The 26,907-nt window shown below is 40.6% G+C and carries 25 protein-coding genes; 6 read left to right on the top strand and 19 right to left on the bottom strand.

Annotation, left to right across the window (positions count from 1 at the left end; genetic code table 11):
* Positions 1–123: 123 nt before the first annotated feature.
* From NSQ55_RS14930 to NSQ55_RS14920, 3 genes are all read right to left on the bottom strand, one after another.
* Positions 124–1,005: an aminoglycoside phosphotransferase family protein gene (locus NSQ55_RS14930; RefSeq protein ID WP_076190355.1), complete on the bottom strand. Its 882-nt coding sequence runs from the start codon at positions 1,003–1,005 to the stop codon at positions 124–126.
* A 98-nt stretch (positions 1,006–1,103) separates the two neighbouring features.
* Entirely contained in the window at positions 1,104–1,667 is a 564-nt protein-coding gene (locus tag NSQ55_RS14925) for a hypothetical protein (RefSeq protein WP_076190356.1), read from the bottom strand.
* A 347-nt stretch (positions 1,668–2,014) separates the two neighbouring features.
* Complete coding sequence (locus NSQ55_RS14920; protein ID WP_076125591.1) at positions 2,015–2,362, bottom strand: VOC family protein; 348 nt, start codon at positions 2,360–2,362, stop codon at positions 2,015–2,017.
* 780 nt (positions 2,363–3,142) lie between these two features.
* Here NSQ55_RS14920 and NSQ55_RS14915 point away from each other — a divergent pair.
* The gene (locus NSQ55_RS14915; RefSeq protein WP_339174304.1) at positions 3,143–6,205 is read left to right on the top strand and encodes an ATP-binding protein; all 3,063 of its coding nucleotides are present in this window, start codon (positions 3,143–3,145) and stop codon (positions 6,203–6,205) included.
* Positions 6,206–6,250: 45 nt separating this feature from the next.
* Here NSQ55_RS14915 and NSQ55_RS14910 read toward each other — a convergent pair whose 3' ends face one another.
* From NSQ55_RS14910 to NSQ55_RS14890, 5 genes are all read right to left on the bottom strand, one after another.
* Positions 6,251–7,045, bottom strand: a complete 795-nt coding sequence (locus NSQ55_RS14910; protein WP_076125594.1) for an SDR family NAD(P)-dependent oxidoreductase — start codon at positions 7,043–7,045, stop codon at positions 6,251–6,253.
* Between the two features lie 166 nt (positions 7,046–7,211).
* Positions 7,212–8,237 carry an AraC family transcriptional regulator gene (locus NSQ55_RS14905; RefSeq protein ID WP_076190359.1) on the bottom strand — a complete coding sequence of 342 codons (1,026 nt, stop codon included), beginning with the start codon at positions 8,235–8,237 and terminating at the stop codon, positions 7,212–7,214.
* Positions 8,238–8,255: 18 nt separating this feature from the next.
* The gene (locus NSQ55_RS14900; RefSeq protein ID WP_076190360.1) at positions 8,256–9,203 is read right to left on the bottom strand and encodes an LLM class flavin-dependent oxidoreductase; all 948 of its coding nucleotides are present in this window, start codon (positions 9,201–9,203) and stop codon (positions 8,256–8,258) included.
* Positions 9,184–9,546 (bottom strand): hypothetical protein, encoded by a 363-nt coding sequence (locus tag NSQ55_RS14895; RefSeq protein ID WP_076184608.1) that lies wholly within the window; start codon positions 9,544–9,546, stop codon positions 9,184–9,186. Before NSQ55_RS14895 ends, NSQ55_RS14900 begins: the two co-directional genes overlap by 20 nt.
* 37 nt (positions 9,547–9,583) lie before the next feature.
* Positions 9,584–10,033 carry an OsmC family protein gene (locus NSQ55_RS14890; protein ID WP_339174300.1) on the bottom strand — a complete coding sequence of 150 codons (450 nt, stop codon included), beginning with the start codon at positions 10,031–10,033 and terminating at the stop codon, positions 9,584–9,586.
* A gap of 151 nt (positions 10,034–10,184) precedes the next feature.
* Here NSQ55_RS14890 and NSQ55_RS14885 point away from each other — a divergent pair, with 151 nt between their 5' ends.
* Complete coding sequence (locus NSQ55_RS14885; protein WP_076190361.1) at positions 10,185–10,670, top strand: nucleoside deaminase; 486 nt, start codon at positions 10,185–10,187, stop codon at positions 10,668–10,670.
* A gap of 123 nt (positions 10,671–10,793) precedes the next feature.
* Here NSQ55_RS14885 and NSQ55_RS14880 read toward each other — a convergent pair whose 3' ends face one another.
* Positions 10,794–11,693 (bottom strand): glycerophosphodiester phosphodiesterase, encoded by a 900-nt coding sequence (locus tag NSQ55_RS14880; RefSeq protein ID WP_339174297.1) that lies wholly within the window; start codon positions 11,691–11,693, stop codon positions 10,794–10,796.
* A gap of 327 nt (positions 11,694–12,020) precedes the next feature.
* Between NSQ55_RS14880 and NSQ55_RS14875 the strand changes: the two genes are divergently transcribed.
* On the top strand, positions 12,021–12,995 hold the full coding sequence (locus tag NSQ55_RS14875; protein ID WP_076190362.1) for a glycoside hydrolase family 43 protein: 975 nt from the start codon (positions 12,021–12,023) through the stop codon (positions 12,993–12,995).
* A 48-nt stretch (positions 12,996–13,043) separates the two neighbouring features.
* Positions 13,044–14,186, top strand: a complete 1,143-nt coding sequence (locus tag NSQ55_RS14870; RefSeq protein ID WP_339174294.1) for a glycosyl hydrolase family 8 — start codon at positions 13,044–13,046, stop codon at positions 14,184–14,186.
* Positions 14,187–14,269: 83 nt separating this feature from the next.
* Here the strand turns inward: NSQ55_RS14870 and araA are convergent, their stop codons facing one another.
* Genes araA through NSQ55_RS14855 form a run of 3 tightly spaced genes read right to left on the bottom strand, consistent with a single transcriptional unit; the run spans position 14,270 to position 18,046 of the window.
* Positions 14,270–15,694 carry an L-arabinose isomerase gene (gene araA / locus NSQ55_RS14865; protein WP_038571054.1) on the bottom strand — a complete coding sequence of 475 codons (1,425 nt, stop codon included), beginning with the start codon at positions 15,692–15,694 and terminating at the stop codon, positions 14,270–14,272.
* A gap of 32 nt (positions 15,695–15,726) precedes the next feature.
* Positions 15,727–16,422 (bottom strand): L-ribulose-5-phosphate 4-epimerase, encoded by a 696-nt coding sequence (locus NSQ55_RS14860; protein WP_339174291.1) that lies wholly within the window; start codon positions 16,420–16,422, stop codon positions 15,727–15,729.
* Positions 16,423–16,438: 16 nt separating this feature from the next.
* Positions 16,439–18,046, bottom strand: coding sequence for an FGGY-family carbohydrate kinase (locus NSQ55_RS14855; protein ID WP_076184603.1), 1,608 nt, complete (start codon positions 18,044–18,046; stop codon positions 16,439–16,441).
* A 307-nt stretch (positions 18,047–18,353) separates the two neighbouring features.
* Here NSQ55_RS14855 and NSQ55_RS14850 point away from each other — a divergent pair, with 307 nt between their 5' ends.
* On the top strand, positions 18,354–19,436 hold the full coding sequence (locus NSQ55_RS14850) for a GntR family transcriptional regulator (protein WP_076125610.1): 1,083 nt from the start codon (positions 18,354–18,356) through the stop codon (positions 19,434–19,436).
* Positions 19,437–19,535: 99 nt separating this feature from the next.
* On the opposite strand, the gene NSQ55_RS14845 is transcribed toward NSQ55_RS14850, so the two are convergent.
* From NSQ55_RS14845 to NSQ55_RS14815, 7 genes are all read right to left on the bottom strand, one after another.
* On the bottom strand, positions 19,536–20,546 hold the full coding sequence (locus NSQ55_RS14845) for an AraC family transcriptional regulator (RefSeq protein ID WP_339174288.1): 1,011 nt from the start codon (positions 20,544–20,546) through the stop codon (positions 19,536–19,538).
* Positions 20,547–20,656: 110 nt separating this feature from the next.
* Positions 20,657–21,250, bottom strand: a complete 594-nt coding sequence (locus tag NSQ55_RS14840; RefSeq protein WP_339174286.1) for an AAA family ATPase — start codon at positions 21,248–21,250, stop codon at positions 20,657–20,659.
* Positions 21,251–21,318: 68 nt separating this feature from the next.
* A complete protein-coding gene (locus NSQ55_RS14835; RefSeq protein ID WP_076307804.1) occupies positions 21,319–22,308 on the bottom strand; it encodes an ABC transporter substrate-binding protein in 990 nt (329 codons plus the stop codon).
* A 130-nt stretch (positions 22,309–22,438) separates the two neighbouring features.
* Entirely contained in the window at positions 22,439–23,413 is a 975-nt protein-coding gene (locus NSQ55_RS14830) for an AraC family transcriptional regulator (RefSeq protein WP_076280634.1), read from the bottom strand.
* Positions 23,414–23,589: 176 nt separating this feature from the next.
* Positions 23,590–24,495, bottom strand: a complete 906-nt coding sequence (locus NSQ55_RS14825; protein ID WP_249267687.1) for a hypothetical protein — start codon at positions 24,493–24,495, stop codon at positions 23,590–23,592.
* The gene (locus NSQ55_RS14820) at positions 24,492–25,049 is read right to left on the bottom strand and encodes a sigma-70 family RNA polymerase sigma factor (protein ID WP_076125863.1); all 558 of its coding nucleotides are present in this window, start codon (positions 25,047–25,049) and stop codon (positions 24,492–24,494) included. Before NSQ55_RS14820 ends, NSQ55_RS14825 begins: the two co-directional genes overlap by 4 nt.
* A gap of 173 nt (positions 25,050–25,222) precedes the next feature.
* Positions 25,223–25,924: a hypothetical protein gene (locus tag NSQ55_RS14815; RefSeq protein ID WP_339174278.1), complete on the bottom strand. Its 702-nt coding sequence runs from the start codon at positions 25,922–25,924 to the stop codon at positions 25,223–25,225.
* 149 nt (positions 25,925–26,073) lie between these two features.
* On the opposite strand from NSQ55_RS14815, the gene NSQ55_RS14810 reads away from it, so the two are divergent.
* Complete coding sequence (locus tag NSQ55_RS14810) at positions 26,074–26,853, top strand: GNAT family N-acetyltransferase (RefSeq protein ID WP_076302133.1); 780 nt, start codon at positions 26,074–26,076, stop codon at positions 26,851–26,853.
* The last annotated feature ends 54 nt before the right edge of the window (positions 26,854–26,907 follow it).

Here is a 26,907-nt window from a genome sequence, read left to right as displayed (position 1 = left end):
AATATTCGCCATTTCCATTATTCTATCCTTTATTCACTATCATGTCCTTTAACGTAATAAAGCTATCCATCATGCAGGTAGCTCCTCGTCTTAAACTGTCTTTAAATATCGTTTCCCGTTAGTTCAACAATCTACGGATTTCTGCAATACAGAAATACTTTCCTTTAGGAACACCCTATTCTTTTCAATCCCTCTATTTTTACACCAGACAACAGCACCAAAAGCATCGTAAAAATCATAAAAGGGTAGTATTGTTTCCAAATCCATTAGAGGACGAATTGTTGAATATCCCTCTTTATACGAAATTCTACTTTGAGGATTCACTTCCCAAACATATCGGTTAATTTTTGTGAAATCAATTTCAGAGGATCCACTCCGTGCACTCTCAAAATCAATAATTCCAACAACCATATTATTATTTGTTAGTATATTACCTTGTCGAAAATCCATATGAACAACACATGGGCCATCAGGAGGAGGTAAAACTGAGAAAGCACCCTCAAAGTAATTAATACATTTTTCGAAAAGTCCTCTCTCAAGGACTTGCTTGCAAGGTTCTATAAATTTTTCAAAGCTATTTCTTATATAAAGTCTCCAATTGTTCTGATTAAAAAATTGAAAACCGTCTAATCCTTCCACACCATATCCCGGCATTTTAACTTCATGCAGCTTTGCGTGAAGTACCCCAATTTGAAATGCTAATTCATCGTCAATAGCACCTGTACATGGTATACCTTTAATCTCAGATAAAAGTAATGCACCAGAAATTAAGTCATCCCCACTCCAGAAGTCTAACACCTTTGGAACCGGTAATACCTCCCTCAACAGTTCAAGCATACGATATTCGCGATATACTTTATCCCTGTTATAAGGGATCTTCGCATACACCGTTTCTCCATTAGTAAGATTCAGCTTGTATACTTGTGAACTAAAGGACTCAGGAACATTATCTATACTTAATACATTAAGGTTAAATCTTTTTATGATTGTTTCTACTAAGTTCAACTCGCACCTCACATGTTATGAATGAATAGTAATTAGTTCAGCTATCTTATTCTTAATTTTATTGAACTATCCTAACCATTAGTGCAATAAAATTACACTTAGCCCTTTTTCCTTCTTGCTCTCAGGTAAATGACCGAAATCACTACTAGTCCTATTGCAATTACAATATACAAATCAATATCCTGCTCAAACATTAACCACATCTTATATTCTAGGTGTACTTGCTGTTTGGGTCGAAGTCCTTCACCGAATAGTTCTGTTGCTTGGTTAAGGTTATTCATTTCAATTGTTGAACTGCATGGACTACTGCTTGATTCGCCATCCACTTCGCTAATGTATATTAAGTATTTATTACCTTCCTTGAAATCAAAACCCCAAGTGTAGTCTGTTCTCACAATAATTTGAGAGTCAACTTCAGTTTTCCAACTTCGTTCAACATCCACTAATATATATCTGATTTTCTCTTTTGGCCCCGTAAATCCTTCTTGTTTCAAATCGACCTTTATTTGTTTTACTTCACCGTAAATAGCTCCGCCGTAGACCTCTAGGGCTTCTTGGGGACTTCCTAACTCGACACAGGATAAAGCTTTAGCATCTTGTCCATTTGCAATAAAGAATGCGAAAGTGAATAAACATATTAACGTGATTAAACGAAGTTTCAATTTACCACCTACTCTTATGATTTTATTACATAACTTCTTTATTGACATAAGTTATAGGTGAAATGTTGCACTAATTTTCCAACTCCTTCAATGAAATAGGGAGTACACCTCGACGGTATGCTCCCTATTTGGGTTGACAATAGTATTTCGCTGGCCGTGGATGAAGCGCAAGCGCCGTACCTCAGATGATAGAAGTTAAAGTTCTTCCTGGGAGCTGAAAGCTTTGAAGAAATATTCCCCACGGATTTGATTCAACTTTATTCCCTAATTCATTTACAATTAGATATTGAACTGAGCTTTTATAAAAAAACGCACCTGTTAGCTCAATAGCAATAATCTGCAACTCCTTACTTCTCCCAAAGCTCGATCAGTCGACCTTCTGGATCTTCAATCCAAATAAACTTTCCAAATTCACTAATCTCTATTTTCTTTGCAAGAGGTACACCAATCTGTTCAAAATGCTTAATCGTCTCGTTTAGATCATGCACTTGGAAATTCAACATCACTTGTTGTTCTATTGGAAAATAACTGTCATCCTCGGTAAAGAAAGAAAAAATAGTCTCATTTCCCACTTGAGGTTTTATCACAGTCCCATTCCAATTCTCAATGTCAAGCTTCAACACCTCACTGTACCATTTTTTTGTAGCTTCAAGATTCTTAGTCCTCCAGAATATTCCTCCGAAACCTTTAATCATCGTATCTACATTCCTGTCTGCATTGAATTTTCTAATAATATACCCTTTAGGATTAAGGAGAATCCACCGTTAACCTCCTTTCAATACATCGAATGGTAGTGCCAACGGGTAATCAATATCACATTCAACAATAAACGAGAAGCCAAGCATATAACAAATGGCATTAGAAGCAGGAGTGAAGTCTATCGGACCCTATAGTCGCTATTAACCATAATCCGGCTCATTTGAGAACCTATCGGACTCTATAGTCGCTATTGGCTCGAAAAGCCCTCATATCGCGCATGTTTGGAACAAATAACGCCTCTGGGGTCCGAAACACTTCTAAAAAGTCAAAATTCAGCCGAATAGCTGCATCTGAGTCCGATCGCTCATGGTGAAGAGAGCGTGTGGGAATACAATACGCACAACAAGCAGCATAGTCGCACATCCGGTATCACAGACGCCAAACCAGCAGCAAAATCGCACATCAAGTAATCCAGACGCCCAACAGCAAAGCACTAATCAAGTATTGAAGTAACCGTGTGTTCGAGTGTTCGTGTATTCGAGTACGCAAATGTTCAAGGAGTTACATCATGCTTCTTCCATGTGGAGATCATTCCTCCTAGCCCAACGCGGTGTCCGTTGCTCATTACTTCTCCTTCTTATGTAAATAATCTTCATTTTAGATTCTAGATTAGAATTATTTGCTATAATGTTCTCATGAAAAATAAAACTATTCTAAACAAATTAGCTATCATTCTACTTTTTATAAGCATTCTCTTTGGCCTACGCTGCATTTGGTTGAGTATATTTAAGGTTTCCAACACTGTACCTGTGATTAACAATGGTGTACTGGATTTACGCGGCCAGGATCTGGAGCAGGCTAACTTATTCAGGCTGGATGGTGAATGGAGCTTCTATCCTTCGCAATTCGTAACGTCCAAGGATATTTCAACTTTACCAGAACCTTCCCTCCCGCTTCAAGTTCCCGGAGACTGGAGCCACGCGATAGGAACGAATGACCCTTCTTCGTATGGTTATGGTACGTATCGTTTGCGAATTTTGATAGACCCGCTTCAGCAACCTGTCTCTTTCTGGATCAAACAAATTTATTCCGCTTCCAGTGTGGAGATTAACGGCACTCCTATTCTCAATAATGGGGTAATAGCTCTTGATGCCGATACATATGTACCCAAAACCACCTCATATACAGCAGCTTATTTTTCAAAAAACACCACAGTGATAGATGTATTTATTCACGTAGCTAACTTTGATCACCCCTATAAGGGCGGTATAAAAGGCCCTATTTTCTTTGGCTCTCAGGAACTCATTGACCGGACATACTTTTACACTGTCGGATTTCAAATGCTTACAGCAATTATCTTACTACTGCATGGGCTTTATGCCTGTATTCTGTACTTATTTAATCCTAAAGAACGTGCTTTGTTTCTTGTAGGGTTAATGACCTTATCTGTAGCTGTAATCCTTTTAGCTCGAAATGACAACTTAGTGCTTTCATTACTGCCGATTAATTATACTTGGTCCTTAAAAATCCGTTTGATCGCCTTCTTATGGCAAAACCTTTTTATTCTGCTTGTTTTCAGGAAATTCACCTCAGGTGCCAAAGTCAACAAGTGGTTACGTGCTTACACATGGTGTCTTTTCCTTTATACCTTGTTTATATTTATTGTCCCTGCTTATTTAGTCAGCACATCCATTCATTTGGGAATCATTCAAGTGTTCCAGTATATTCCCTTTATTTGGTTGCTCTATAGCTTAGGGCGCTTATTGTTCAAAAAGCAAGATGATAAAGATGTTGTTTTTCTGCTGTTATCAGGTGCGGCGATCGTTTCTAATTTGTTATGGAATTTGTGGGATAGTAACGGACACTATTCAATTGTCTATTATCCTTTGGATATTATCGCAGCCATCGTGGGCTTCTCAGCTTACTGGTTTAAAAAGTATTTTCAAAATGCTAAAGAGAACATGGAACTAAATGAGCAGCTGAAAAAAGCAGACAAACTTAAGGACCAGTTTCTCGCTAATACCTCACATGAGCTGCGTACACCGCTTCACGGAATCATGAATATCGCGCAAAATATTGTCACAAAAGAAAAGGACAGACTTTACGAAAGTAGCCGTCAAGATATGGAACTGCTGATTACAATCAGCCGCCGTATGTCTCATATGCTTGGTGATCTACTGGATGTGGTCCGTCTTCAGGAGCATCGTGTTATTTTACAACAGGAACCTATTTCGGTTCAATCGGTAGTTCCCGGTGTGATTAGTATGCTTCAATATATGATTGAAGGTAAGCCAGTACAGCTATCTATGGATATCCCGGAAGCTATGCCGCCAGTTCGTGCGGACGAGAAAAGATTGGTGCAGGTTTTATTAAATCTGGTGCACAACGCGCTCAAATACACCGAAGCAGGACTTGTAACTGTTAAGGCTGAGGAACAGGACGGACAGGTTCTTATCTATGTGACAGATACCGGAGTAGGCATGACTGAAGAGACTATGGCACGGATATTTCTACCCTATGAGCAAGGCCCTCACGGAATAAATGACGGGCGTGGAATTGGGCTGGGATTAAGCATATGCCGGCAGCTGGTAGAACTGCATGGAAGCAGCCTAAGCATTCAATCAGAGCTTGGTAAAGGTTCAACTTTTAGTTTCACACTCTCTCTTGCCGATTCTTACAGCGAACAGATAATAAAACAGACGGAACCTACAGTTTCGTATATGGCAGATGAGATTCATAGACAGATGACTGAGTGGGGAATTTCCGAACATCAGCCAAGTAATCACTCTGAAAAAATTCCGCCGCTTTTTACAGAGATTAAGGTAAATATTCTGGTGGTAGATGATGATCCTGTCAATCTGAATGTACTAAAGGGTATTCTTGAAACCGAACCTTATATCATAACTACCGTCAACTCAGCCCATGAAGCATTGGAATTGTTGGATAAAAGGAACTGGGACTTACTTATTGGCGATGTTATGATGCCACAGATGTCGGGATACGAATTAACACAGAAGGTTCGTACTCGTTACTCCTTATATGAGCTTCCGATTCTACTGCTTACTGCCCGTAGTCAGCCTGAGGATATTTATACTGGATTTCTGTCCGGTGCCAATGATTATGTCACAAAACCTGTAGATGCAGTGGAGCTTAAATACCGTATTCGGGCTTTAACTGCGATGAAGCTATCCTTCAATGAACGGGTGCGGATAGAAGCAGCCTATCTACAAGCACAGATACAACCGCATTTTTTATTCAATACGTTGAACTCTATTGCCGCACTCAGTGATTTGGATACTAAAAAAATGCAGGAGCTCATTGGCGCGTTTACTTCTTTCTTAAGAATCAGTTTTGACTTTTTAAATATCGGAGAGCTCGTGAACCTCTCCCATGAACTGGAATTGGTAGAATCTTATCTGTATATTGAACAGACTCGATTTGCAGAAAGGATATCTGTTGTCTGGAAGGTAGATCCGAATATTGACATCCTAATTCCTCCTCTATCCATCCAACCGTTGGTAGAAAATGCTGTTAAGCACGGTATACTTAAGCGCCAACAGGGTGGAACTGTTCAAATACGTATTATCCGTCTGCACAAGGCTGTAAAGATTGAAGTGGAGGATGATGGGCAAGGCATGGATTCCGGGACCCTCTCTTTACTGCTGAAGCCATTGATGGAAGGCAAAGGTGGCATCGGGCTGGCCAACACCCATAGGAGGTTAAGTCAATTATATGGTCAAGGTCTCTCGATCCAGAGTAAGCCTGGAGAAGGCACCTTGGTATCCTTTGTTGTACCAGAGGACAGTGATAACTTTTCAAGCAAAAAAGCCGCTCCATAAGGAGTGGCTTTTTTGTATCGTTATCTCTTTCCTTTTAGAGTAAGCTTAAAAAATAGTCGGCACCATTCCCCCATCCATGCGAATTGGAGAACCTTTAAATGCAGAGGCATAAGGACTGCATACAAATGCTGCTAGTCTGCCTATTTCAAAAGGTTTAATAAATCGTTGTATTTCAGATTGAGGAAGATTTGTAGTCATGAATTTTCTTTCTTTTTCTGAAAAAGTCATATCTTCATTGGAGTATATCCCATCAATAATTTGATGCACATTTTCAGAAAGTGTTGGTCCTGGCATGATTGTATTGACTGTAACTTCAGTTCCTATCGTTAACTTAGATAAGCTTTTTGACAATGATAATAACATTGATTTGGTCATTGCATATTGAGGCATTTGGCCTGAAGGCATAATGGCTTCTTCACTAGCAATAAAGAGAATGCGGCCATAATCTTTTTGTAACATTTTAGGTAAATAGAATTTTGTTAATCCATTCGCAGCAAGGACATTAGTACGGAAGTATTTTTCGAATATTTCGTCGTCAACGTCCTCATATTTCATAATTTCATAGATACCCATATTATTAACTAAAATATCTATATTAGGGTATTTTTCGAATAAGGCTTCTCTTTGTTCAATATTCACAATATCCGCTGTAGCATTTTGTGGAGAGGTAGCCGGGAAATTTGACTTTATTTCATTTACAGTTTGTTCTACCTGATCATAATTCCGTCCATTAATTAGTACATTAACTCCTTCTTTAGCAAGTTCAAAGGCGATTGCTTTGCCAATACCTTTTGTTGATCCTGTAATTAAAGCTGTTTTATTATTTAATCCCATATCCATATTACATTTCTCCTTTTATCACGGCGTGCTGAGTAGTTGTCATTTTAAGAACAGTCCTGTGTGCCGGCTAGGATTATATTATCGTACCGGGGTTGTTCAGTAACTAGCGGATTGCGCCAAAGTTCTTGTTTAACACGCCAATGATAAATCTCTGAAAATACTGTCTTTATGAAGAGGGTATCGAGTTTAAACCTAAATGTTCAGTACGCCAATTTGAAGGAGTATCACCTTCCCAAAGACGGAAGGCACGGTAGAACGAGTTCTGGTCTTCATATCCAATCAAGAAAGCCACTTCTTTAATATCAAGCGATGGATCTGCCAGATACTCTCGTGCTTGCTCATGTCTAGCTTGTGTCAGCAATTGCTTGAAGCTTGTGTTTTCTTCAGTAAGCCTGCGTTGCAACGTACGGTCACTCATACTTAATGCCTTCGCAACAGCATAAATGTCAGGGCGTCCTCCGCTGAAGCTGCGTTTCATGATCCATTTGACCCTCTCGGTTATAGAGCGAGTGCCCTTCTGTTCAGCAAGCGTCCGGTCCAAAACGGGAGTCAGAATCTCCAGCAGCTCTTCGTTGTACGAGATAAAAGGCCGATCCAAATCATTTCGACGCAACGTCAAACGATTATATTGAGCACCTATCTGAATTCGGCAGCCGAAATAAGCTTCAAGAATCTTTACATTTCCTATAGGCTGTGAAAACTCGACAAGCTGTGCTGTCAAAGGTAGACCTGTGCCTCGCCGCCCAAGCTCTAGAAGAAATGCCAAAGTGAGGCCTAGTAGCAGCGGTGGACCAAAATGCCCGGGATGCTGCCATTCCAATTCGATTGTACATAGCTCGCCTTCTTCGGTAAAACGCAAGCTTTCAGGAGGGCACATTTGTTTGTATCGTACCATTCGCTTAAGAGCATCGCGATAGTCCTTAGCATGGTATGTTGCTAAGACCGTAGGCGGATATTGTGTAGTTTCAAAGACGGTTGCAAGCTTAATGATTCCTTCGGCTGGATCCCCAATGAGATCGGAATATGCCTGCCAGACTGCGAAATATTGGGCGGTGGTGACTTCTGACTCTGTGATCTGGCTAAGTGGAAGATTTGCTTTGCTGGCTACATCTTGTGCAGTTATTCCTAATTGACTTAATCCAGCCCAAAATCCTGGTGGGATTTTAATTTGATCAGAGGTATGAGACTTCATACATATGGACCTCCTTTATTAAGAACTCCAGCACGCTTGGGCAAGCAGTTCGAACGAATGTAACCGTTTCTCATAATCTGGAATCATGGTAACGATAATGAATTCATTAACTCCATACAAAAGAGATAACCGTTCCAACTTACCTTTAACACTTTCCGGAGTACCTACCAGCAGCTTGCGTTCCAAGGGCTCCGACTTCGCTTCGGCAGAACCTTCTTGTTGGAATAATGCCGTACCAGATGAGGCCAATCGCTCTGCCTCTTCCTCAGTCTCGGCGCAAATGACGCCAACAGCAACCATGGCCTGCGGTTCAGGAGAAAGTGAAGAAGGAGTAAAGGTTTCACGGTAAGCCTGCAAAACCTCCTCCCCTGCTACATCGCTCATGAACTGGCCGAACACATAACCTGCTCCAAACTCGGCAGCATATGCCGCGCTTTTCTTGTTTGTACCCAGCAGCCATAGCTCTGGAGATACGGGAGGGACCGGACGGGCGGTTATTGAACGTCCTTCATAGGAATAGTTACCCTGCAATAATTCAGTGACGCCTTTAAGCAGTTCTGGCATTTTCCAAACATTTTCGAGAAAATTTCCACTCAGTGCTAAACTTACTTCAGCAGTACCGCCGGGAGCTCTGCCTAATCCAAGGTCGATGCGTCCCGGGTACAAACTGGCCAGCAAATGAAATGCTTCCACCACCTTTAGCGGCTTATAATGTGGCAGCAATAAAGCGCCTGAGCCAAGGCGAATGTGTGCTGTTTTCGCTCCAATATGCGATAAAAGCACCTCCGTAGAGGTACATGCTAATCCCGGCATATCATGATGTTCAGCAACCCAATAACGAGTATATCCCAGTCTTTCTGCTGTCTGAGCCAGCTTCACTGCTTGTCCCAATGCGGTACTAGCATCCACCGTATTAAAAACAGGTACAAGATCTAATACACTAAGCTTAATGGATGTTGTTGTCATGGTTAAGTCCTACTCGAGGGTTTCGGTAAAATTCGATCATATCGATAAAAATAAGCTTGTAATCAACTGCAACCGCGGCTAGATCATACATTCGGCCATGGCCGTCTTCTTTGGAGGCAAAAACAACATCGTGCCGCAGCTTATCCATAATCATTTTGCCGATGAACTGATGCTCGTATTCCGCGTACTTCTTTTTGAAAGCTTCATTAAATTCCCACAGCTCTTGGTAAGACCGCTCTAGCATTGCGTTTACCAAAGTCAGCTCATTGCCCTCTTTTTGTACAGCCACGTAATAATTTCCACGCTCATCCTTGATCAAATCCTTATATAACTCAACGTTCAAAGTTAACGTCTCCTCTCTGATTACCTAGGACTCAATTTTATAGGCTTGCAGTCAGCACCGTTGGCTCTGTCGTGATTTCTACATTTCCTGCAACGGCTCTGGAGATCATGCAGGAGCCTTCTGCTTTATGGGCAATTCGGATGGTTTTATCGATATCGTCCTGTGACGCATCTTTGGTAAGGGTGATTAGGGGTGAATGTTTGATGGCTTCATATGTAAAAATGTTATTCGTTACATCGACCGTCGCCTCTGATGCTAACGTCAGCTCTGAAGTCGTAAGCCCTGCCCGCTCCAGCATTGCTGCAAGTGTAATGAGATAACAGGTTGCTGCTGCTCCCAAAAGCATCTCATCCGGATTCGTTCCTACTCCGGGTCCTCCCATTTCCTTCGGAATGGAAATTTGAGTCTTAAGCTGTCCAGCTTCAATAGTTCCATCACTGTTACGGCCACCGTTCCATACGGCGTTCAATATAAATGGATGCTTCATTTTTATATATCCTCCCTAGCTTGATATTGCATGCTATATTTTTCATCGAATACTTTACATGCTAACATAGAAGAATGTGGTGAACAAACAGGCTCAGGCCTACTATTCATGAAACTTATCAATAAATTAAAATTCAGGAGGTTCTACCATCATGATAAACGACACGGATATCAAACATCTTAAGCGTTGTATTGAACTTGCCCAAATTGCACTCGAAGCTGGGGACGAACCCTTTGGTTCCGTCCTTGTATCAGCAAGTGGAGAAGTGCTTGCAGAAGACCGCAACCATGTAGGTAGCGGTGACCATACTCAGCATCCCGAATTCGCTTTAGCCCGCTGGGCAGCTCAGAATATGACACTGGAAGAACGTAAGCAGGCAACAGTGTATACCTCCGGAGAACATTGCCCTATGTGTGCAGCGGCACACGGTTGGGTTCATTTAGGACGAATTGTATATGCCAGTTCCTCGAAGCAATTATCGGCGTGGTTAAATGATATGGGAATTGCAGCATCACCCGTCCGTAATTTAAGTATTCAAGAGGTTATTCACGATGCGTTCGTAGATGGTCCTGTACCTGATCTTGCAGAACAAGTACGGGAGCTTCATCTACAATTTCACGAGAAAAGACTTCATTAGTATGACGAAACAAAAATAATTGATTTTTCCGTAAAAAAAGAACCTTTGGATAAAGGTTCTTAGGCTGTCGAGAAAGTCTCGACAGCTTTATTTATGCCCAGAAAAGGGTGATTTCACATCCCTTTACCTTTTATTATTCTTAATTACTTCGCTAAAGCGGTCAGGGAAATTTGTATGTACACCATCTACACCCCAAATTACGGCTTTATCCATATTCACTTGATAATTCACAGTATATGGAAACACCTTTAGCCCTGAATTTTTTGCCTGCGCGACATATGCCGCATTTATTTTTTGAAAGTTAGGACTTATGCCTACCGCATAAGTTTTTAATCTATTCACATAGGATTCTGATATTTTATAAACAGGGAAATCATACCATACAATTTGATAAAGAGGGACTGCTGGATTTATGGAATGGAATCTACGTAAACTCGCTTCACTAAATGAATGAATAGCAACATGAGCCGACAGATCATAATTTAAAATTTCTTCGTTTAACAATGCCTCGATGTTCGAATTCGACGTGGGATCTTTAATCTCAATCATATAGTCCACTTCTTTTCCGAACCTTTCAAATACCTCTTTTAGTGTCGGAATACGTAAATCTACATATTTATCTCTAGCGAACATGGGATATTGTTCATTAAACCATGAACCCGCGTCTAATTTTGAGATCTGCTCTAAAGTAAAATCCTTTACATACCCTTTAGCATTCGTGGTACGGTTTACGGTCCCATCGTGAATAACAACAGGAACATGATCTTTTGTTAACTGAATGTCTAACTCGATATAATCGGTCTTCATATCAATGGCTAGCTCGAATGCAGGTATTGTATTCTCAGGAGCATATCCTGAAGCACCACGGTGAGCGATGGTATATACTTTATCCGCAGGCATGATAATTTCCTTTACTTTAATGCGAATCCAGGGGGAATAAGCATACAAAGAGGTGAACAATAAGATTAATAAAAGCACATGTATACCTATAAAGTAGGTTCTGGAATTTTGAATTTTTTGCATTAAGCTGACCTCATCTTTTTAAAAATATAATGTAGAATACTTGGTGTCTTTCGCTCTAACATTCATTCTTGTGTAAAATTATGATTTATATTCCCTTATGTTAATCTCACCTCATCGTATTTGTAAGGTCAAAGTTTGGAGATTTCTATTGTACCAGATTATCTAGAGAAAATATTGTGAGGCAGCATAAATGGGAAAGGATCTGCAAGGTCAAGAAAGCAACATCTAAACTTTGTGGGGTATAAACTATAGTTGCTATATATACAGAGTCCTAAAGTTCTTATACCATTAACTTTGTAAGCGATTAACTTTATAGGAGGAAATGACTTGACAAAGCCAGTGCAACCCAATGAACCTCTCGTAACTCATATTTATACTGCGGACCCTTCTGCTCATGTATTTGAAGGCAAGATTTATATTTATCCCTCTCATGACCTGGATCACGATATGATCTCTAATGACAACGGTGACCAATATAATATGGAGGATTACCATGTTCTGTCTATTGATGGAGATGGCTCCCCTTGTATCGACCACGGTGAAGTGCTTCATGTGAAGGATGTCCCATGGGCTAAACAGCAAATGTGGGCTCCGGATGCAGCATACAAAAACAATACCTACTATTTGTTTTTCCCAGCCCGAGACCATGACGATATTTTCCGAATTGGGGTTGCAACCTCAGCGTCACCTTCGGGACCCTTTACACCTGAACCGAACTACATTCCTGGCAGTTATAGCATTGATCCCGCTGTTTTCGTTGATGATGATGGCAAATCATATATATACTTTGGGGGTCTTTGGGGCGGTCAACTTGAAAAATGGCAAACCGGCTCATTTGTTGCGGATGCAGAGGGACCGGCTGAAACGGCACCTGCTCTAGGACCTATCGTAGCGGAGCTGAGCGAGGACATGCTGAGCTTTGAAGGTGAGCCTAGAGAAATATCCATCGTCGATACGAACGGAAATCCGATTCTTGCTGGAGATGAAGAGAGAAGATATTTTGAAGGTCCTTGGGTTCATAAATATAACGGTTATTATTATCTTTCTTATTCCACGGGTACTACCCATAATATTGTATACGCTATCAGTAAAGATCCGCTTGGGCCTTTTGTATATCAAGGAAAAATACTTACACCCGTCCTGGGCTGGACAACACACCATTCTATTGTTCAGTTTAAAGAGAAATGGTATTTATTTTATCATGATAGTTCTTTATCTGGTGGTGCTGACAACAAGCGTTCTGTAAAATATACGGAGCTGAAATACAACGATGATGGCACCATTCAAACCATCCATCCTTAGTTTTTATTGAAATGGAGTGCATGCGTAGTGCACAGGAGGGGAAATATCATGCCAATAACACAACAAGGTGCTTTTTATACGGGGAAATATCGCAATTTATTTAAAGAGCTCGGCTTTTCTGAAGATGAAATCAACGCTAAACTCGAAGAAACTTGGAGTGATTTGTTTTACGGAGATCCGAACGTACGAATCTACTATCCGCTGGACGAGGATAAAAGCTATATTCTGGATACAGGTAATCTGGATGTTAGGTCTGAAGGAATGTCCTACGGAATGATGATGGCTGTTCAAATGAATAAAAAAGATGAGTTTGATCGTTTATGGAACTTCTCTAAGACGTTTATGCAGCACAAAGAAGGCCGTTATGCCGATTACTTTGCTTGGCACTGCAAGCCTGACGGTACAAGAATTTCTCAAGGACCCGCACCGGACGGGGAAGAGTTTTTCGCCATGGCTTTGTTTTTTGCCTCAAAACGTTGGGGGAACGGTCCGGAACCTTATAATTATTCCGAGCAGGCTCGAATAATATTGCGTGCTTGTTTACATAAAACTGAAACAGGCGCTGGTGACTCAATGTGGGACGCGGAAACGAAACTGATTAAATTCGTACCGGAATCCACCTTCAGTGATCCATCTTACCATCTCCCCCATTTCTATGATTTGTTCGCTTTGTGGGCTGATGCAGGTGACCACATGTTTTGGCGAGAAGCGGCGGAAGCCAGCCGCTCATATCTACACACTACATGTAATCCTATAACTGGTCTCGCTCCCGAATATGCCAATTTTAATGACACCCCGGCAGAACCCCAGCCTCATGGTGATTTCAGCCATTTTTTCAGTGATGCTTACCGGGTTGCGGCTAATATCGGTCTGGACTGGGCATGGTTCCAAAAGGACAGCTGGCAGGTCGATCAATGTAACCGGATTCAAGCTTTTTTTAGAAATATCGAAGTTTCCAATTACAAGCGGTATACCATTGAGGGACAGGCATTCGACGAACCGGCGCTGCATCCGGTAGGCCTTTTGGCGACTAATGCCATGGCTTCGCTTGCTTCGGATGGCCCGGAGGCAGAGCATTTTGTCCGTTTGTTTTGGGATACACCTTTGCGAACTGGACAACGTCGTTATTATGATAACTGTCTGTACTTCTTTAGTTTACTAGCCCTAAGTGGAAACTATCGCATTTATTGAAGTATATCGAACAAAACAATAGGACTCCATTCCTCGAAAAGGTCGAGGAATGGAGTCCTATTAATCGTAATAAAGCTTTGCTATTATTTAATTACTACATACTCCAAGTTCACAAGTTTTGCGTAAGCAATAATTTGGTCTGTTGTAAGAGTTAATGAAACAACGGTGTGGTGACCGCCACCATTTTCGATCCAAGCTTTAACTCCGTCTTGGAAGTTTGGTTTAACATTCCAAAGCACACGAGCTACTGGAAGGTTTGGAGCTGGAACAGTTGGTTCAAAAGCAGTCACTTCATTGATCAAAAGTTTGTAATGCGTACCGAAGTCAGCCATGGAAACCACTACACCGTCTCCTGCTTTGCCGTCAAATACTAAACGGGCTGGATCGTCTTTACCACCAATACCTAGTGGAGACACGATGATTTTTGGTTTGTTGCTTGCCAAAGTTGGATCTACTTCAAGCATATGGGATTGAAGAATAGATTCTTGTCCAACTGTCAATTCATAAGTGTAATCTTCCATAAAGCCAGTCGATTGGTTATGGCTCATCACTTTAAGCAAGCGGTCGAGAGCTGCAGTCTTCCAGTCTCCTTCTCCAGCAAAACCATATCCTTGTGCCATCAAACGTTGAACAGCAAGTCCTGGAAGTTGTTTCATTCCATGTAAATCTTCGAAGTTTGAGGTGAAGGCATTGTAGCCACCTTGATCAAGGAAACGTTTGATAGCAATTTCATAGCTTGCTTGAACTCTTACGCTAGCTTCCCAAGCTTCTTTGCTGTTAGTGCCATAGTCGAATTCATACAGCTCTGCATATTCAGCAAACAAACCATCGATTTCCTCTTCTTTAACTTCATTAATGACTTGAACCAGGTCACCAATACCAAAATAGTCAACCGTCCAGCCAAACTGAATTTGGGCTTCAACTTTATCTCCTTCAGTTACACCAACGTTACGCATGTTGTCACCAAAACGAGCAACTTTGATATTGAAGCTTTCGTTATAAGCAACGGCTACGTCCATCCATTCTGCAATTTGCTTTTGAACTTCAGGGCGTTCCCAATAGCCTACAACCACTTTGTTTTGTTTGTTCAAACGGGCGTTAATAAAACCATATTCACGGTCACCATGAGCTGCTTGGTTCAAGTTCATGAAGTCCATATCAATTGTTGCCCATGGAATACTTTCATTATATTGCGTAGCTAGATGAAGCAAAGGTTTTTGCAGCATTTTTGTTCCGCGAATCCACATTTTTGCAGGTGAGAAAGTATGCATCCAAGTGATGACACCGGCAACTTCGTCACGGTAGTTAACTTCTTTCATAATGTTGGTGATTTTATCTGCGCTGACAGCCAAATCCTGCAATACTAGTGGGTAAGGCAAAACTCCGCTTTTATTCAAAGCATCTGTCATCGTTTGTGCGTGCGCTTTAACTTCAGCCAATGCTTCTTCCCCATAAAGATGTTGTGAACCTACGACAAACCAAAATTCTTTTGCTACTGCTGTTGACATATTCATCCTCTTTTCATCATTTTGTAGTTTGATTATTTTTGACCGTAATAAGCGTCTTTCCCATGTTTGCGCAAGTAATGTTTATCTAGAATACGTTGTGGCAATTCTTCCGCAAAATGGTTCAACTCTCTAGCAAATAAATTCATTTTTGATACTTCATCCAACACTACGCTGTTCATTACAGCGGATTTTGCATTTTTCCCCCAAGTAAAGGGTCCGTGGCCTTTAAGCAAAATACCGGGAACCGCCATAATATCTATCCCGCGTTGTTCAAAGGTTTCGATGATTACATTACCTGTTTCCGCTTCGTAACCCCGATCGATTTCCTCTTGCGTCAAGAAACGCGCACAAGGAATGGAGCCATAGAATGTATCAGCGTGCGTAGTTCCCATTACAGGAACGTCAAGTCCTGCTTGTGCCCAGATAGTCGCCCAAGTGGAATGTGTATGCACGATTCCGCCAATTTCGGAGTAATGTTTATAAAGTACTGCGTGAGTAGGTGTATCGGAGGAAGGTCTCATCTCCCCTTCAACCACATTGCCATCCAGATCAACAACTACCATATCGCTGGCTTTCATTGTTTCATAATCTACACCACTAGGTTTGATTACGAATAATCCACTTTCGCGATCAATTGCACTCACATTTCCCCATGTATACTTGATTAGTCCATGTTTCGGCAATTCCAGATTGGCTTGAAAAACCTCTTCTTTAAGTTGTTCTAACATCTTGGTCCCTCCATTTTCAGACTAAATTATCAACAGCGGATTGCTCAATCGCCAGACCTTTTTTATAACGTTCGATAAAGGTTTCAAAACCTTTAATGTCGGTTGCATCGGGATGAATTTCTTCTCCCTTTACATCTTTGAACACTTTTTGATCGAGGAAGTCTTCCAAGCTTTCTTCCTGATTTTTGTTCATCATGTAGGAGGCAAGAATAGCCATTCCCCATGCGCCGCCTTCTCCAGCTGTCGACATTACGGAAACAGGAACATTCAGTGAAGCTGCCATCATTCTTTGGCCAACAACCGGAGTCTTAAATATACCGCCGTGTCCTAAAATACTATCTATGGCTACATTCTCTTCTTTCGTCAAAATGTCCATTCCAATTTTCAAAGCACCAAAGGCGCTGAACAAATGTGTACGCATAAAGTTAGCCAGATTAAATTTACTCTCAGGCGAACGTACAAATAACGGACGACCTTCTTCTAACCCCGTAATGTTCTCACCCGAGAAATAACCGTAACTGAGCAATCCACCGGCATCTGGGTCTGCTTCCAAAGCTTTATTCAGCAGTACGCTGTACAATTTGTCAGCTTCGACCTTTTGCCCCATCGCTTCATAGAATTCACGGAATAATCCGAGCCAGGCATTAAGGTCACTTGAACAGTTATTAGCATGAACCATACCTACTGGACTTCCGTCTGGCGTAGTCACCATATCGATTTCCGGATAAACCTTGGAAAGCTCTTTTTCCAATACGATCATGGCAAAAACAGAGGTTCCTACGGAGACATTCCCGGTACGTTTTCTTACACTATTGGTAGCAACCATACCGGTTCCCGCATCCCCTTCTGGAGGACTAAGCGGAATCCCAGCTTGTAATTGCAATGATGGATCCAGAATTTTGGCTCCTGCTTCGGTTAATAGACCCGCTTGCTCACCGGCAACATACACCTTAGGAAGAAGGTCGCTGGTCTTCAGCGAATAACCTTTGCCAGCAATAAGCTCATCAAACTGTTGTATCATAGATTCATTATAATTTCCTATGGATTCATCAATCGGGAACATACCTGAAGCATCTCCAACACCAAGTGCTTTGTTGCCGGTCAATAACCAATGAATGTATCCTGCTAACGTTGTAACAAACCGAATCTGCGGCACATGTTCTTCTTTGTTTAAGATCGCCTGATAAAGATGAGCAATACTCCAACGTTCAGGAATATTGAATTTAAATACATCTGTCAGTTCTTTGGCTGCCTTACCCGTTGTTGCATTACGCCAAGTCCGGAACGGAACGAGCAATTGATCCTGGTCGTCAAAAGCCATATATCCATGCATCATTGCAGAAAACCCGATTGAACCAACGGTTTGGAGGGTGATTCCGTAATTTTGTTGAACTTCTTGCTTCATCTCACGATAAGCATCTTGTAGACCTTTGATAATATCTTCTAGGCTGTACGTCCAAAAGCCGTCTTTCAACTGATTTTCCCATTCATAACTTCCAGAAGCGATCGTTTGAAAACTATGATCAATAAGTACTGCTTTAATACGCGTGGATCCAAATTCAATCCCTAGCGAAGTTTCTCCCTTATTGATTGCTTCTTCGATGCTTAATCGATTCGATATCACGTTGGTCACCTCTCTGACAGCGCTTTTTTAATATAAAAGAATTCGCTTTCTTAATTGACAGCTTTAGTATAATTTTTTGTACGTACATTTGTCAATAAAATAGTTATATATACATACAAATATGGAGAAGATAATAATTTAACTCCGGACTTAGTTTGTTTATGATGATCTAAAGGTACGAAATATTTACATTTTTCATAAAAAAAGAGCCCCTTTATATTTAATTCGTAGTCATGCTATAATTTGTACATACAACTTAACGAAATGTACGAATTATAAAGCGAACAAGTATGGAAAGAGGAATTACATGAAACCAAAGTATCAAGTGATTATAGAGGATATAAAAAGCAAGATCCTTTCAGGAGATTACAATGTAGGCGAACAAATTCCTACGGAGTCTGCCTTGCAGTCCTTGTACGAGGTTAGCAGACAGACTGTTAGAAAAGCCATTTTAGAGCTATCCAACGAAGGATTCCTCCGCAGCGAAAAAGGTTCTGGCACGTATGTCAGCAACCAATATCGCACAAAGACCGGCGGGAGTTCCCATAAGAAGACGATCGGTGTAATTACGACCTATATCTCTGACTATATCTTCCCTTCTATTATCCGGGGGATTGAAAGCCGAATGAATGAGGATAACTATTCACTACTATTGGCTAGTACCAATAACGATGTTGCGCAAGAAAAAAAAGCTCTCGAAATGATGTTGTCCTACGGCGTAGATGGTTTAATTATTGAACCTACGAAAAGTAATCTGTATAATCCCAATATTGCGTATTATCTGTCGTTTAAGGAGCAAGATATTCCACTCATTATGATTAATGCTTTTTATGAGGAAATAGAGCTCCCCTTCCTATGTCTTGACGATGTGCAGTCCAGTTATCTGGCAACAAAAGAATTGATCTCCAAAGGCCACTCTCAAATTGGACTTATCGCAAAAATGGATGATTTACAGGGCAAATATCGAATGAAGGGCTATATCAAAGCTCTCGAAGAAGCTAAATTACGGTTTTATCCAGAGCAAATATTTTCGTTCAACACCGAGACCAAACAAACCTTAGCTACGAACTTGAAGGATTTCCTAAATAAAAATAGAGATACCCTCTCTGCGATTGTCTGCTACAACGACGAGGTTGGTCTGGAAGTGGTCAATGCTTGCAGACAGCTAGACATTTCTATACCAGAGGAATTATCAATTATTGGCCAGGACAACTCCTATATTGCCCAAAATGCAAACATCAAACTGACCACTTTAACACATCCCCAAGAAACTATGGGCCGTGATGCAGCGGATTGGGTCATTAAAAAATTACAAGGAAAAAAGGATCTTCCCAACAATACTTATTATCAACCTGTGTTAATTGAAGGAGAAACAGTAGTCGAGAGATAGAATAAATTCTGAGGGATTTTGCGTTTCTCTTCATATGTAAATGTAATAACCCACCAGTCGTGACTGGTGGGTTATTTGCAACTGTTATCTCCGTATTCTTTAAAGGTTCGATTCGTGTTTTGAAGTCAACAGTACAGAAGAAGCAAACTGTTTCACAAGCTTGCCGGGATTGATCCCGTATTTCTCCCGAAACACCTCTGAGAAGTGACTTGAGTTGGAATAACCTACAGCACAGGATGTCTCATTAACGTTCAAATTACCTTGCTGCAATAGGTGTAGAGCCTTCTCCAACCTTATATCCCGCAAATAGCCAAATACAGTTGTTCCGAACATTTCTTTAAAGCCTGATTTTAATTTGTTATCATTCATTCCAATCAATCGGGAGAGCTCCAACAGGCTTGGCGGATCTATCATCCGTTGCATCATGATGTCCCGCGCTTCACTAATTTTTGTCATGTCGCTTTTCGACAGCTTTGTTGTCCCAGAAGTACCTTCTGTTAGAATCGATTGAAAGCCCAACGACAAAAGCTCTAATGTACTACATTCGATCTCCAGATTTTTGGTGCTGCGGTTTTGAAGAGCTGCCAGCATTCGCTCAAGCACGATAGCAGTAGACGGCTGCATCGTTTCCTGAAAAACACGAAAAGATGCTTGGCCAAGAATGCGGTCAAAATCAGCGGATCTCCCACCCCCGCCTTCTTCCATGAAGTGATGAAAAGTCGAAACAGGAATACCTATGCCTAACATCAGATAAGATTCATTCCCCTGAAACTCAAATTGAGAGCCAACTTCATTCATGAGTTGTAGCGTACAGCTTCCCGGAACAAACTCATACTGGACACCATCAACAGAGACTTCTCTTTTCCCTTGCAAACAATAATTAAGCTCAACCATTGCTGTTTTGGTTACGAGAGGCACGCTGTAATCCTGGCGAAAGGTAAAATCGGATACCACCACATTGATATCAAAGCGTGGGACGAATCGACGAACGAACCCTTCTCCCCTTTGCGAATGTAGTGCCATGTGCTCTGTACGATCTCTATTCTGCCGCGGCAGCTCAAGCCCATCGAAAAAAAGATTGAAATTGTGATGAAAATCTATTCCAGTCATTGCTACCGCTCTCCGATCAAGTTTTTATAATAGTGAGAACCATTCTCATCATTATAAAGGATCCTCTCTTTTTTGACCCGCTTGAATATGGTGTTATCTGAATACGCCATCTAGGAAACACTAACATTTCTTTTACTTAATTTCTTAAATACCGAGTATTCCTTATTGGACTTAATAAAACTTAATATCTTTTCGGCACATTCTATTGAATTCATCTCTTCCGTATTTACTTCGAGGTCATATTCATCAAAGCAATATACTTTGCTAAACTGTGAAGCTGCTAGTCCAATCTTTCTATCTCCTCTTGTTTGCTCTCTTCTTATGAGTTCTTCTTTCGAGCATATTACACCTATAAATAACGTAGGCTGATCGAAAAATTGATCAAGAAACACATTAAACCTCTTATCATTGTCGATTACGGTATCTACTATTACATTAAAACCCATTTCTATTAACAATTTAATTGTCGAGCGGTACACTGAGAATATGGAATCATCTAATATTTGGGAAACGACTTGATGATCTATTTCTCTTGGAGGTTCATCTGGAAATTTATTATTAATAAAATCATTGTAATTATTAAAAAAATCATCAATTGATAAATGATAAAAAGGAATCTCTTTCTGTTTTATCAGTTCAGTCGATATGGAGGTCTTTCCGGAACTTGAAGTTCCATTTAGAAAAACTAATATCCCTTGCTTCAATTTAATCTTCCCTTCAAATAATAATCATTGCAACTCAGAGAATATTCGAGAAAAGATTAAATTATCCTTTACTGTTTGATATGTTCCTTGATTTGTTCGGCTATTTGCTCCAACAATGCTTCTTTTCCTAAAGCAAAGAAAGCCTCATTATAATTTTGTCTGCTTGTCATGCGATATATATTATTCGATTTTGCAGCTTTCAGATTACTCCAGACCTTGCTTTGGTCAAGAACATTCTGGTCATTATCGGATAATAAAATGATATGGTCTGGATTAAAGGTAGACAGTGCTTCTAGACTTGTCACTTTCCCTCCCCATGGATCTGGCTCCGGTGTACCTGGCGCGAGGGGTAATCCTAGATCATTAAAAATCATATCCGCAATACCTGTGCGGGAATAGATGCGTATTTCTTTCTCTGTAGCTTCGATTACCGCAAACGTCTCTTCCTTGGTTATCTCAGTGATTTGATCATGTAGTAGTAGAGCACGTTGATCATAGACCTTCAACCACGTTTCCATTTCCGCTTTCTTATCAAGTACCTCCGCAACAAATGCAAATCGCTCTCTAAAAGCGTTAAAGCCATAAGGCACCCTCACTGTTGGAGCAATCATATTTAGTTGATCATAGATTTTTTCTTGGGTAGGTCCTGCCAGTATCAAATCAGGGCTTGCTGCAATGATCGCTTCTAAGTTGACTTCCGTCTGAAACCATCCAGCGGGAGTTACATCAGGCAGTTCTTTTTTGAGAATAGGAGTGATTTCTAATGAATTAGCCATATCCGTATTCCCAGTAATAACAGGTTTATATCCAAGCACCAGAAGTTCTTCCGTTGAGCCGGATACATCGGCAATTCTAACCGGATTCACCGGTATTACAACATCTCCTTTAGCATCCTTGAGGGTACGTGTTTCGGTCGAATTAGTAGCGACGGGTTCTGAATTTACCGCAGGTTGAGAATTTTCTACCTTAGCCTCCTGACCTGAATTCCCACACCCGTACAGCATCACCATCATGATTAAGGCGATTCCGACAAAAGAGATTCGTTTTAAACTGAACATTTTTTCCAACCCTCTCCAATCTATTGATAATCATTCTCACTTCTAGCAAGTCCGATCATACACTCTGCTAATAGGATAGAACTACCGGCAGAGGGATTGAATAACGGTTTGGCGGATATTTATTTAATTTTTATCGTTTTTTAATTACTTCTGAAGGATTAATTCCATACTGCTTCCGAAAAGCTTCGGCAAAATGACTAAAGTTGTTGTAACCTACCATCGTCGCCGTTTGGCTAACACTAATTTCCCCGGTACTTATGATTTCCCATGCTTTTTCTAAACGTTTGTTCCGTAAATATGCAAATACAGTTGTTCCGTACTCTTCCTTAAATCCAACTTTTAATTTGTATTCGTTAATGCCTGCCAGCTTGGACAATTCGATTAGCGAAGGTGGGTTTGCCATGTGGTCAAGGATGATATCCCTGGCTTTCCGAATGTTTTCTCGGTCACTACGTGATAAATGCAAACTGCGTTTAGTATGTTTCTGCTCAAAAAGAAATGCGTCAAAATATACAGATAGGAGTTCTAATGCCTTCCCCTCTACGTACAACCGGCGCATGGAGGTATGATATGGACAGTCTCTCAATTGCACCAATAATCGGGTGGTTTCTGGAAGAATAGGCATACGGAACATTCGAAAAGCACGTGAATCTAACAGCCCGGATAAGCTGCGAGCATGTGAAGAGCTTTGATCCGCCATCCATGAATCGAATAGTGTAACCGGTACACCTATGGACAATAAACGGATAGGTTCAGCACTCCGATAGTGAAATTCCGCTTGGAAATCCTGCATGAACTGCAATGAACAACTATCGGGCATTAACTCATGGCTGGTATCTGTTACATGAACTTCCCCGCTTCCCTGCAGACAAAAGCTTAACTCAATCATCGCCGCTTCGGATTGAACCCGAACTAGGCGATCATCAGCAAAACGGTAATCACTATCAACAATTTCGATCCCGGAGGGTGTGATCACTCTATCGACGTATCCTTGGGTACTGGATTGTGCAAAATGTTTCCTCTCTGTAGTGCCCCTCATAGACGGAGCCTCAAACAAAGCATCGAAATACCCGTTATAGATGTTATGAATAGATGAACTTGTCATTCTGTTATACACTCAGCAGGTAAGCTGCACTCCGTAATCCCAATATTATGTTTTATCATGAGCAGATCACCTTTTCTCTTCTATTAAATGATAACGATTATCATTTAGATCATTATATGCGAGATATTAGATAACCTGCAATGCACAGTTTTTAAGGATCTCTTATCTCCGCCTTCTCAGTAAAGCGGTAGCACTTCTTGTGTCAGCCCTGAAAAGAGGTCGCTGGTTTGATCAAAAAAGGCATCAGGCAAATAATAATAAGCATCACCCATAGACACCACCTTTAATTCGGGAATGATATACATGGCGATATAAGTCCCGTCTTTGAGGTTGAACTGTAATTGATATGATTTTCCTTGGGATTGCGCCGCTGCAAGAGCTTCATATTCCTTAATGCTTAGCTCTGTTTTTTTTGCGCTGTACAAACCTTCGATAATGGACTCAACAATAGGATGATCAGTGATAGTCTTTTGCACGTCATTCCCCACATGATTCAGAATATAGATATCTTTTGCATGCTCCTTCAGATTAGCCAGATCTAGATACTCCTTCGCGCTCATTGCAGAATCGTCTACCTTCGCCACAATTTCAGCTAGATAATAATATTGCTCATCCTTAACTGCAATACGAAAATGGGATGGGTATGTTGGGATTTCATACAGCTTTCCACCCATAGCGAACGTAGCGGCATAATCTTTTTCCGCATTCTTATCCCCGTCATTCTTTCCGGGCTCTTGGTTGAGATCAAACTCTAATGCACCAAGCGATTTGTCAGGCTCCATACCTGTGAACTTAAACTGAGCGCCATCTGCTACGAATGCATAACGGTATCCATTGTAATTCAGAATTTTGCGAACCCCTGTGGGAGACGAGACTGGTGTCTGCTGTGATATTTGTGGTGAATTAGGCAACGGAGTCTGCGGAAATTTATAAACGGCCACACCTAACACCAATGCAGCACAAGCTGCGAGTGAGCCCCACTTTACATAAGCTTTTTTATTAGTGCGTCTCGCGGAGTTGGCTTTTTCTATCAGATTTTCGTCTATGTAACCGATTGTTTTGAAGAGCTCTTTATTATTCAAAGGAAATAACCCTCTTTCTGAAGATATATTTGGAGTTTTTTGCGTGTTCTGAAAAGAATTGATTTGGTTTTACTTTCACTGATTGAGAAGCGTGCGGCAATATCGGCCAAAGAATCAGAATACCAGTAACGCCTCAAAAAAACATTCCGCTGATCTTCCTTAATGTTGTGTAGAAATTTGCTTATAGATTCGGCTATTTGTGCTTCCTCGTATTGGGTTTCAACGTTGTCTGAAGAGGATAAACAATCGTTTAATTCATTAAGAATCGTATCGAATTTTTTATTCCGTTTTTTAGCCATGTAATAATCGTATTTGTTCAAAGCAATATTTCGTGTGATTCTCCCCAGAAAAGAGGACAGCTTTGCAGGAGACTTCGGCGGTATTGCTTCCCATGCACCAAGAAAGGTATCGTTAACACATTCTTCCGAATCTTCAGCATTAGACAAAATGTTATGAGCGATCCGAGTACAATAATTTCTATATTTTTTCGATGTTTCTTCTACTGCCCTTTCATTACGTGCAAAATACAATTGTATGATTTCACTATCTTCCACTCCATCACTTCCGTTCGATTTGATTAAGCATTCACTTATAAAGTAGGAAAAGAAGTGTTTAGGTTGCATAAAAATATAATTTTCTATAAGCTTCGGCATTCAACGCTGATAATATGACATAAAAATACAAATAACCCCTCATCCTAAGGGATAAGGGGAAGTTATGATATCATCTAATTTTTAATTAATTCTACTTCCTTCATTGGAGCCTTTGTCTTACGGAGCATCATCCAGATCCCCCCCAGACAAAATAAAACACTACATCCCATGCCAAACAACGCGCTGGCGTTTAATGCCTGAGGTGAGCCTTTCATTGTAAGCACAGCCATTTGAGTGACAACAATGGAGACTAAGGCATCAGTAAAGCTAATCATTTTTAATGTTGATATAATGGGATTTTTGAGATGACGGTTAACAATATTTCCATGAATGGCAAAACCAAGTTTTGTAAAAGCGATCAGTGCTACCAGATATACAATGTAACCTTCATAAACCAAAGCGTCTCCGACTAGATAAATCCGCAGGCAGACCAACAGATATGAAACCCCTAGAAGACAAAGAAAAACACCGCCACGCTTATAAACATAAAGCTCCATGGAATACCTTTGCTGTGGTGAACTGACTTTTTTAGCTAATGTATATTTATGAAGCACCTGTCCTTTGGCTATACAAAGGATCAGATAATAAAGTGCATTTGTGATGAACCATCCGGACAATAGATATAACCCAAGAATTAACTTGCCTATACCAATAAAAGCATTGATGACTAGGGAAGCAGCGTTGAACATGGCGGTTCGATCTTGCGGATTTCCGAAGTACCGAACTAAGATTGCCTTAATATATATCATCCTTTCAAGAAAACCTTCATATCTCATTTTATGTTTCTAAGGGGACAATAGTATCATACTTGGCTCAACCCAGCAATAAAGCAAACAAAGTTCTGATTTATGATATATTAGAAAAGGTTGTGCTAATTCAGCAAGAGGAAATAGCAACAGCAATTGTTAATGGAGGCAGGTCGTATATGTATAGAAAATTAACAGCAGCAGAGTTGGATGTTATTTTAAGCTCGATTAATAAGGAACAGCATTTTTTATATTATTCATACCTTACTTTTCGCAGACAAAACACAGTGCATTACGGTCAGTATTCTGACCAGGGCGAGTTGCTTGGAGTATTAGCCTTTTTAAGTGGCCTTCCGTTTAATGCTTTTTCTGTATATCCAGTTCAGCAATCCTTTTGTCTCAGCTCAATGTTGGCGTTCATGAAAGATGAATTACATCTACATAACCATGCGGTAGGTAGCTTTATTATTAACGAACAAGAGCTGCAGGTCTTTGCTTCTCAGCTTGAGTTCTACAGCCCTCCCAAAAAATTGCTTCTTATGAAACATATTCATGAAGATGTTCTACCAACAGCGGACAAGCATGTTATGCACTTAGGACCTGCTCATTTCCAGCGAATTGAAGCAAAGATGAACGAGCTGCAAACCATGGCTTTTTCAAAAGAAGAATTACAGAATCCGTTCTATGGTGTGATGGCACAAGACGAGCTGATTGCTGTAGGAGGATACCATATATATAGTGAGGATTACGTTGAACTAGGAAATATCGGAACAGATGTAGCCTGGAGAAGAAATGGTTATGGAAAAAAAGTCTGTGCAGAGCTAACACGCCAAGGACATGCCATTTCAGCTAACGTATATTTGAATGTTTTTGAGGAGAATGTAGGAGCCATTTCTCTATATCAATCGCTGGGATATGAACTCATTTGCCAACAATACATCGTTGAATTTGTTATTTAAATTAAAAACGTACTGCAGCTAATGCAGTACGTTTTTTTTAAATTTTAGGTGATA

The sequence above is a fragment of the Paenibacillus sp. FSL H7-0943 genome, from assembly GCF_037963265.1.
Taxonomy (GTDB): Bacteria; Bacillota; Bacilli; order Paenibacillales; family Paenibacillaceae; genus Paenibacillus_AQ; species Paenibacillus_AQ odorifer.
The sequence above is the reverse complement of the archived record's forward strand: the minus strand, read 5'-3'. Positions and strand labels throughout refer to the sequence as shown.

What these genes read in the sequence shown, in the direction of transcription:
- NSQ55_RS14850 (WP_076125610.1), top strand. Translation starts at nt 18,354, where the DNA reads ATGAAACCAAAGTATCAAGTGATTATAGAGGATATAAAAAGCAAGATC.
- NSQ55_RS14910 (WP_076125594.1), bottom strand. Translation starts at nt 7,045, where the DNA reads ATGGATATGGGATTAAATAATAAAACAGCTTTAATTACAGGATCAACA.
- NSQ55_RS14905 (WP_076190359.1), bottom strand. Translation starts at nt 8,237, where the DNA reads ATGAAGTCTCATACCTCTGATCAAATTAAAATCCCACCAGGATTTTGG.
- NSQ55_RS14885 (WP_076190361.1), top strand. Translation starts at nt 10,185, where the DNA reads ATGATAAACGACACGGATATCAAACATCTTAAGCGTTGTATTGAACTT.
- araA (WP_038571054.1), bottom strand. Translation starts at nt 15,694, where the DNA reads ATGTCAACAGCAGTAGCAAAAGAATTTTGGTTTGTCGTAGGTTCACAA.
- NSQ55_RS14860 (WP_339174291.1), bottom strand. Translation starts at nt 16,422, where the DNA reads ATGTTAGAACAACTTAAAGAAGAGGTTTTTCAAGCCAATCTGGAATTG.
- NSQ55_RS14810 (WP_076302133.1), top strand. Translation starts at nt 26,074, where the DNA reads ATGTATAGAAAATTAACAGCAGCAGAGTTGGATGTTATTTTAAGCTCG.
- NSQ55_RS14880 (WP_339174297.1), bottom strand. Translation starts at nt 11,693, where the DNA reads ATGCAAAAAATTCAAAATTCCAGAACCTACTTTATAGGTATACATGTG.
- NSQ55_RS14870 (WP_339174294.1), top strand. Translation starts at nt 13,044, where the DNA reads ATGCCAATAACACAACAAGGTGCTTTTTATACGGGGAAATATCGCAAT.
- NSQ55_RS14815 (WP_339174278.1), bottom strand. Translation starts at nt 25,924, where the DNA reads ATGAGATATGAAGGTTTTCTTGAAAGGATGATATATATTAAGGCAATC.
- NSQ55_RS14830 (WP_076280634.1), bottom strand. Translation starts at nt 23,413, where the DNA reads ATGACAAGTTCATCTATTCATAACATCTATAACGGGTATTTCGATGCT.
- NSQ55_RS14920 (WP_076125591.1), bottom strand. Translation starts at nt 2,362, where the DNA reads ATGATTAAAGGTTTCGGAGGAATATTCTGGAGGACTAAGAATCTTGAA.
- NSQ55_RS14890 (WP_339174300.1), bottom strand. Translation starts at nt 10,033, where the DNA reads ATGAAGCATCCATTTATATTGAACGCCGTATGGAACGGTGGCCGTAAC.
- NSQ55_RS14900 (WP_076190360.1), bottom strand. Translation starts at nt 9,203, where the DNA reads ATGACAACAACATCCATTAAGCTTAGTGTATTAGATCTTGTACCTGTT.
- NSQ55_RS14835 (WP_076307804.1), bottom strand. Translation starts at nt 22,308, where the DNA reads ATGTTCAGTTTAAAACGAATCTCTTTTGTCGGAATCGCCTTAATCATG.
- NSQ55_RS14845 (WP_339174288.1), bottom strand. Translation starts at nt 20,546, where the DNA reads ATGACTGGAATAGATTTTCATCACAATTTCAATCTTTTTTTCGATGGG.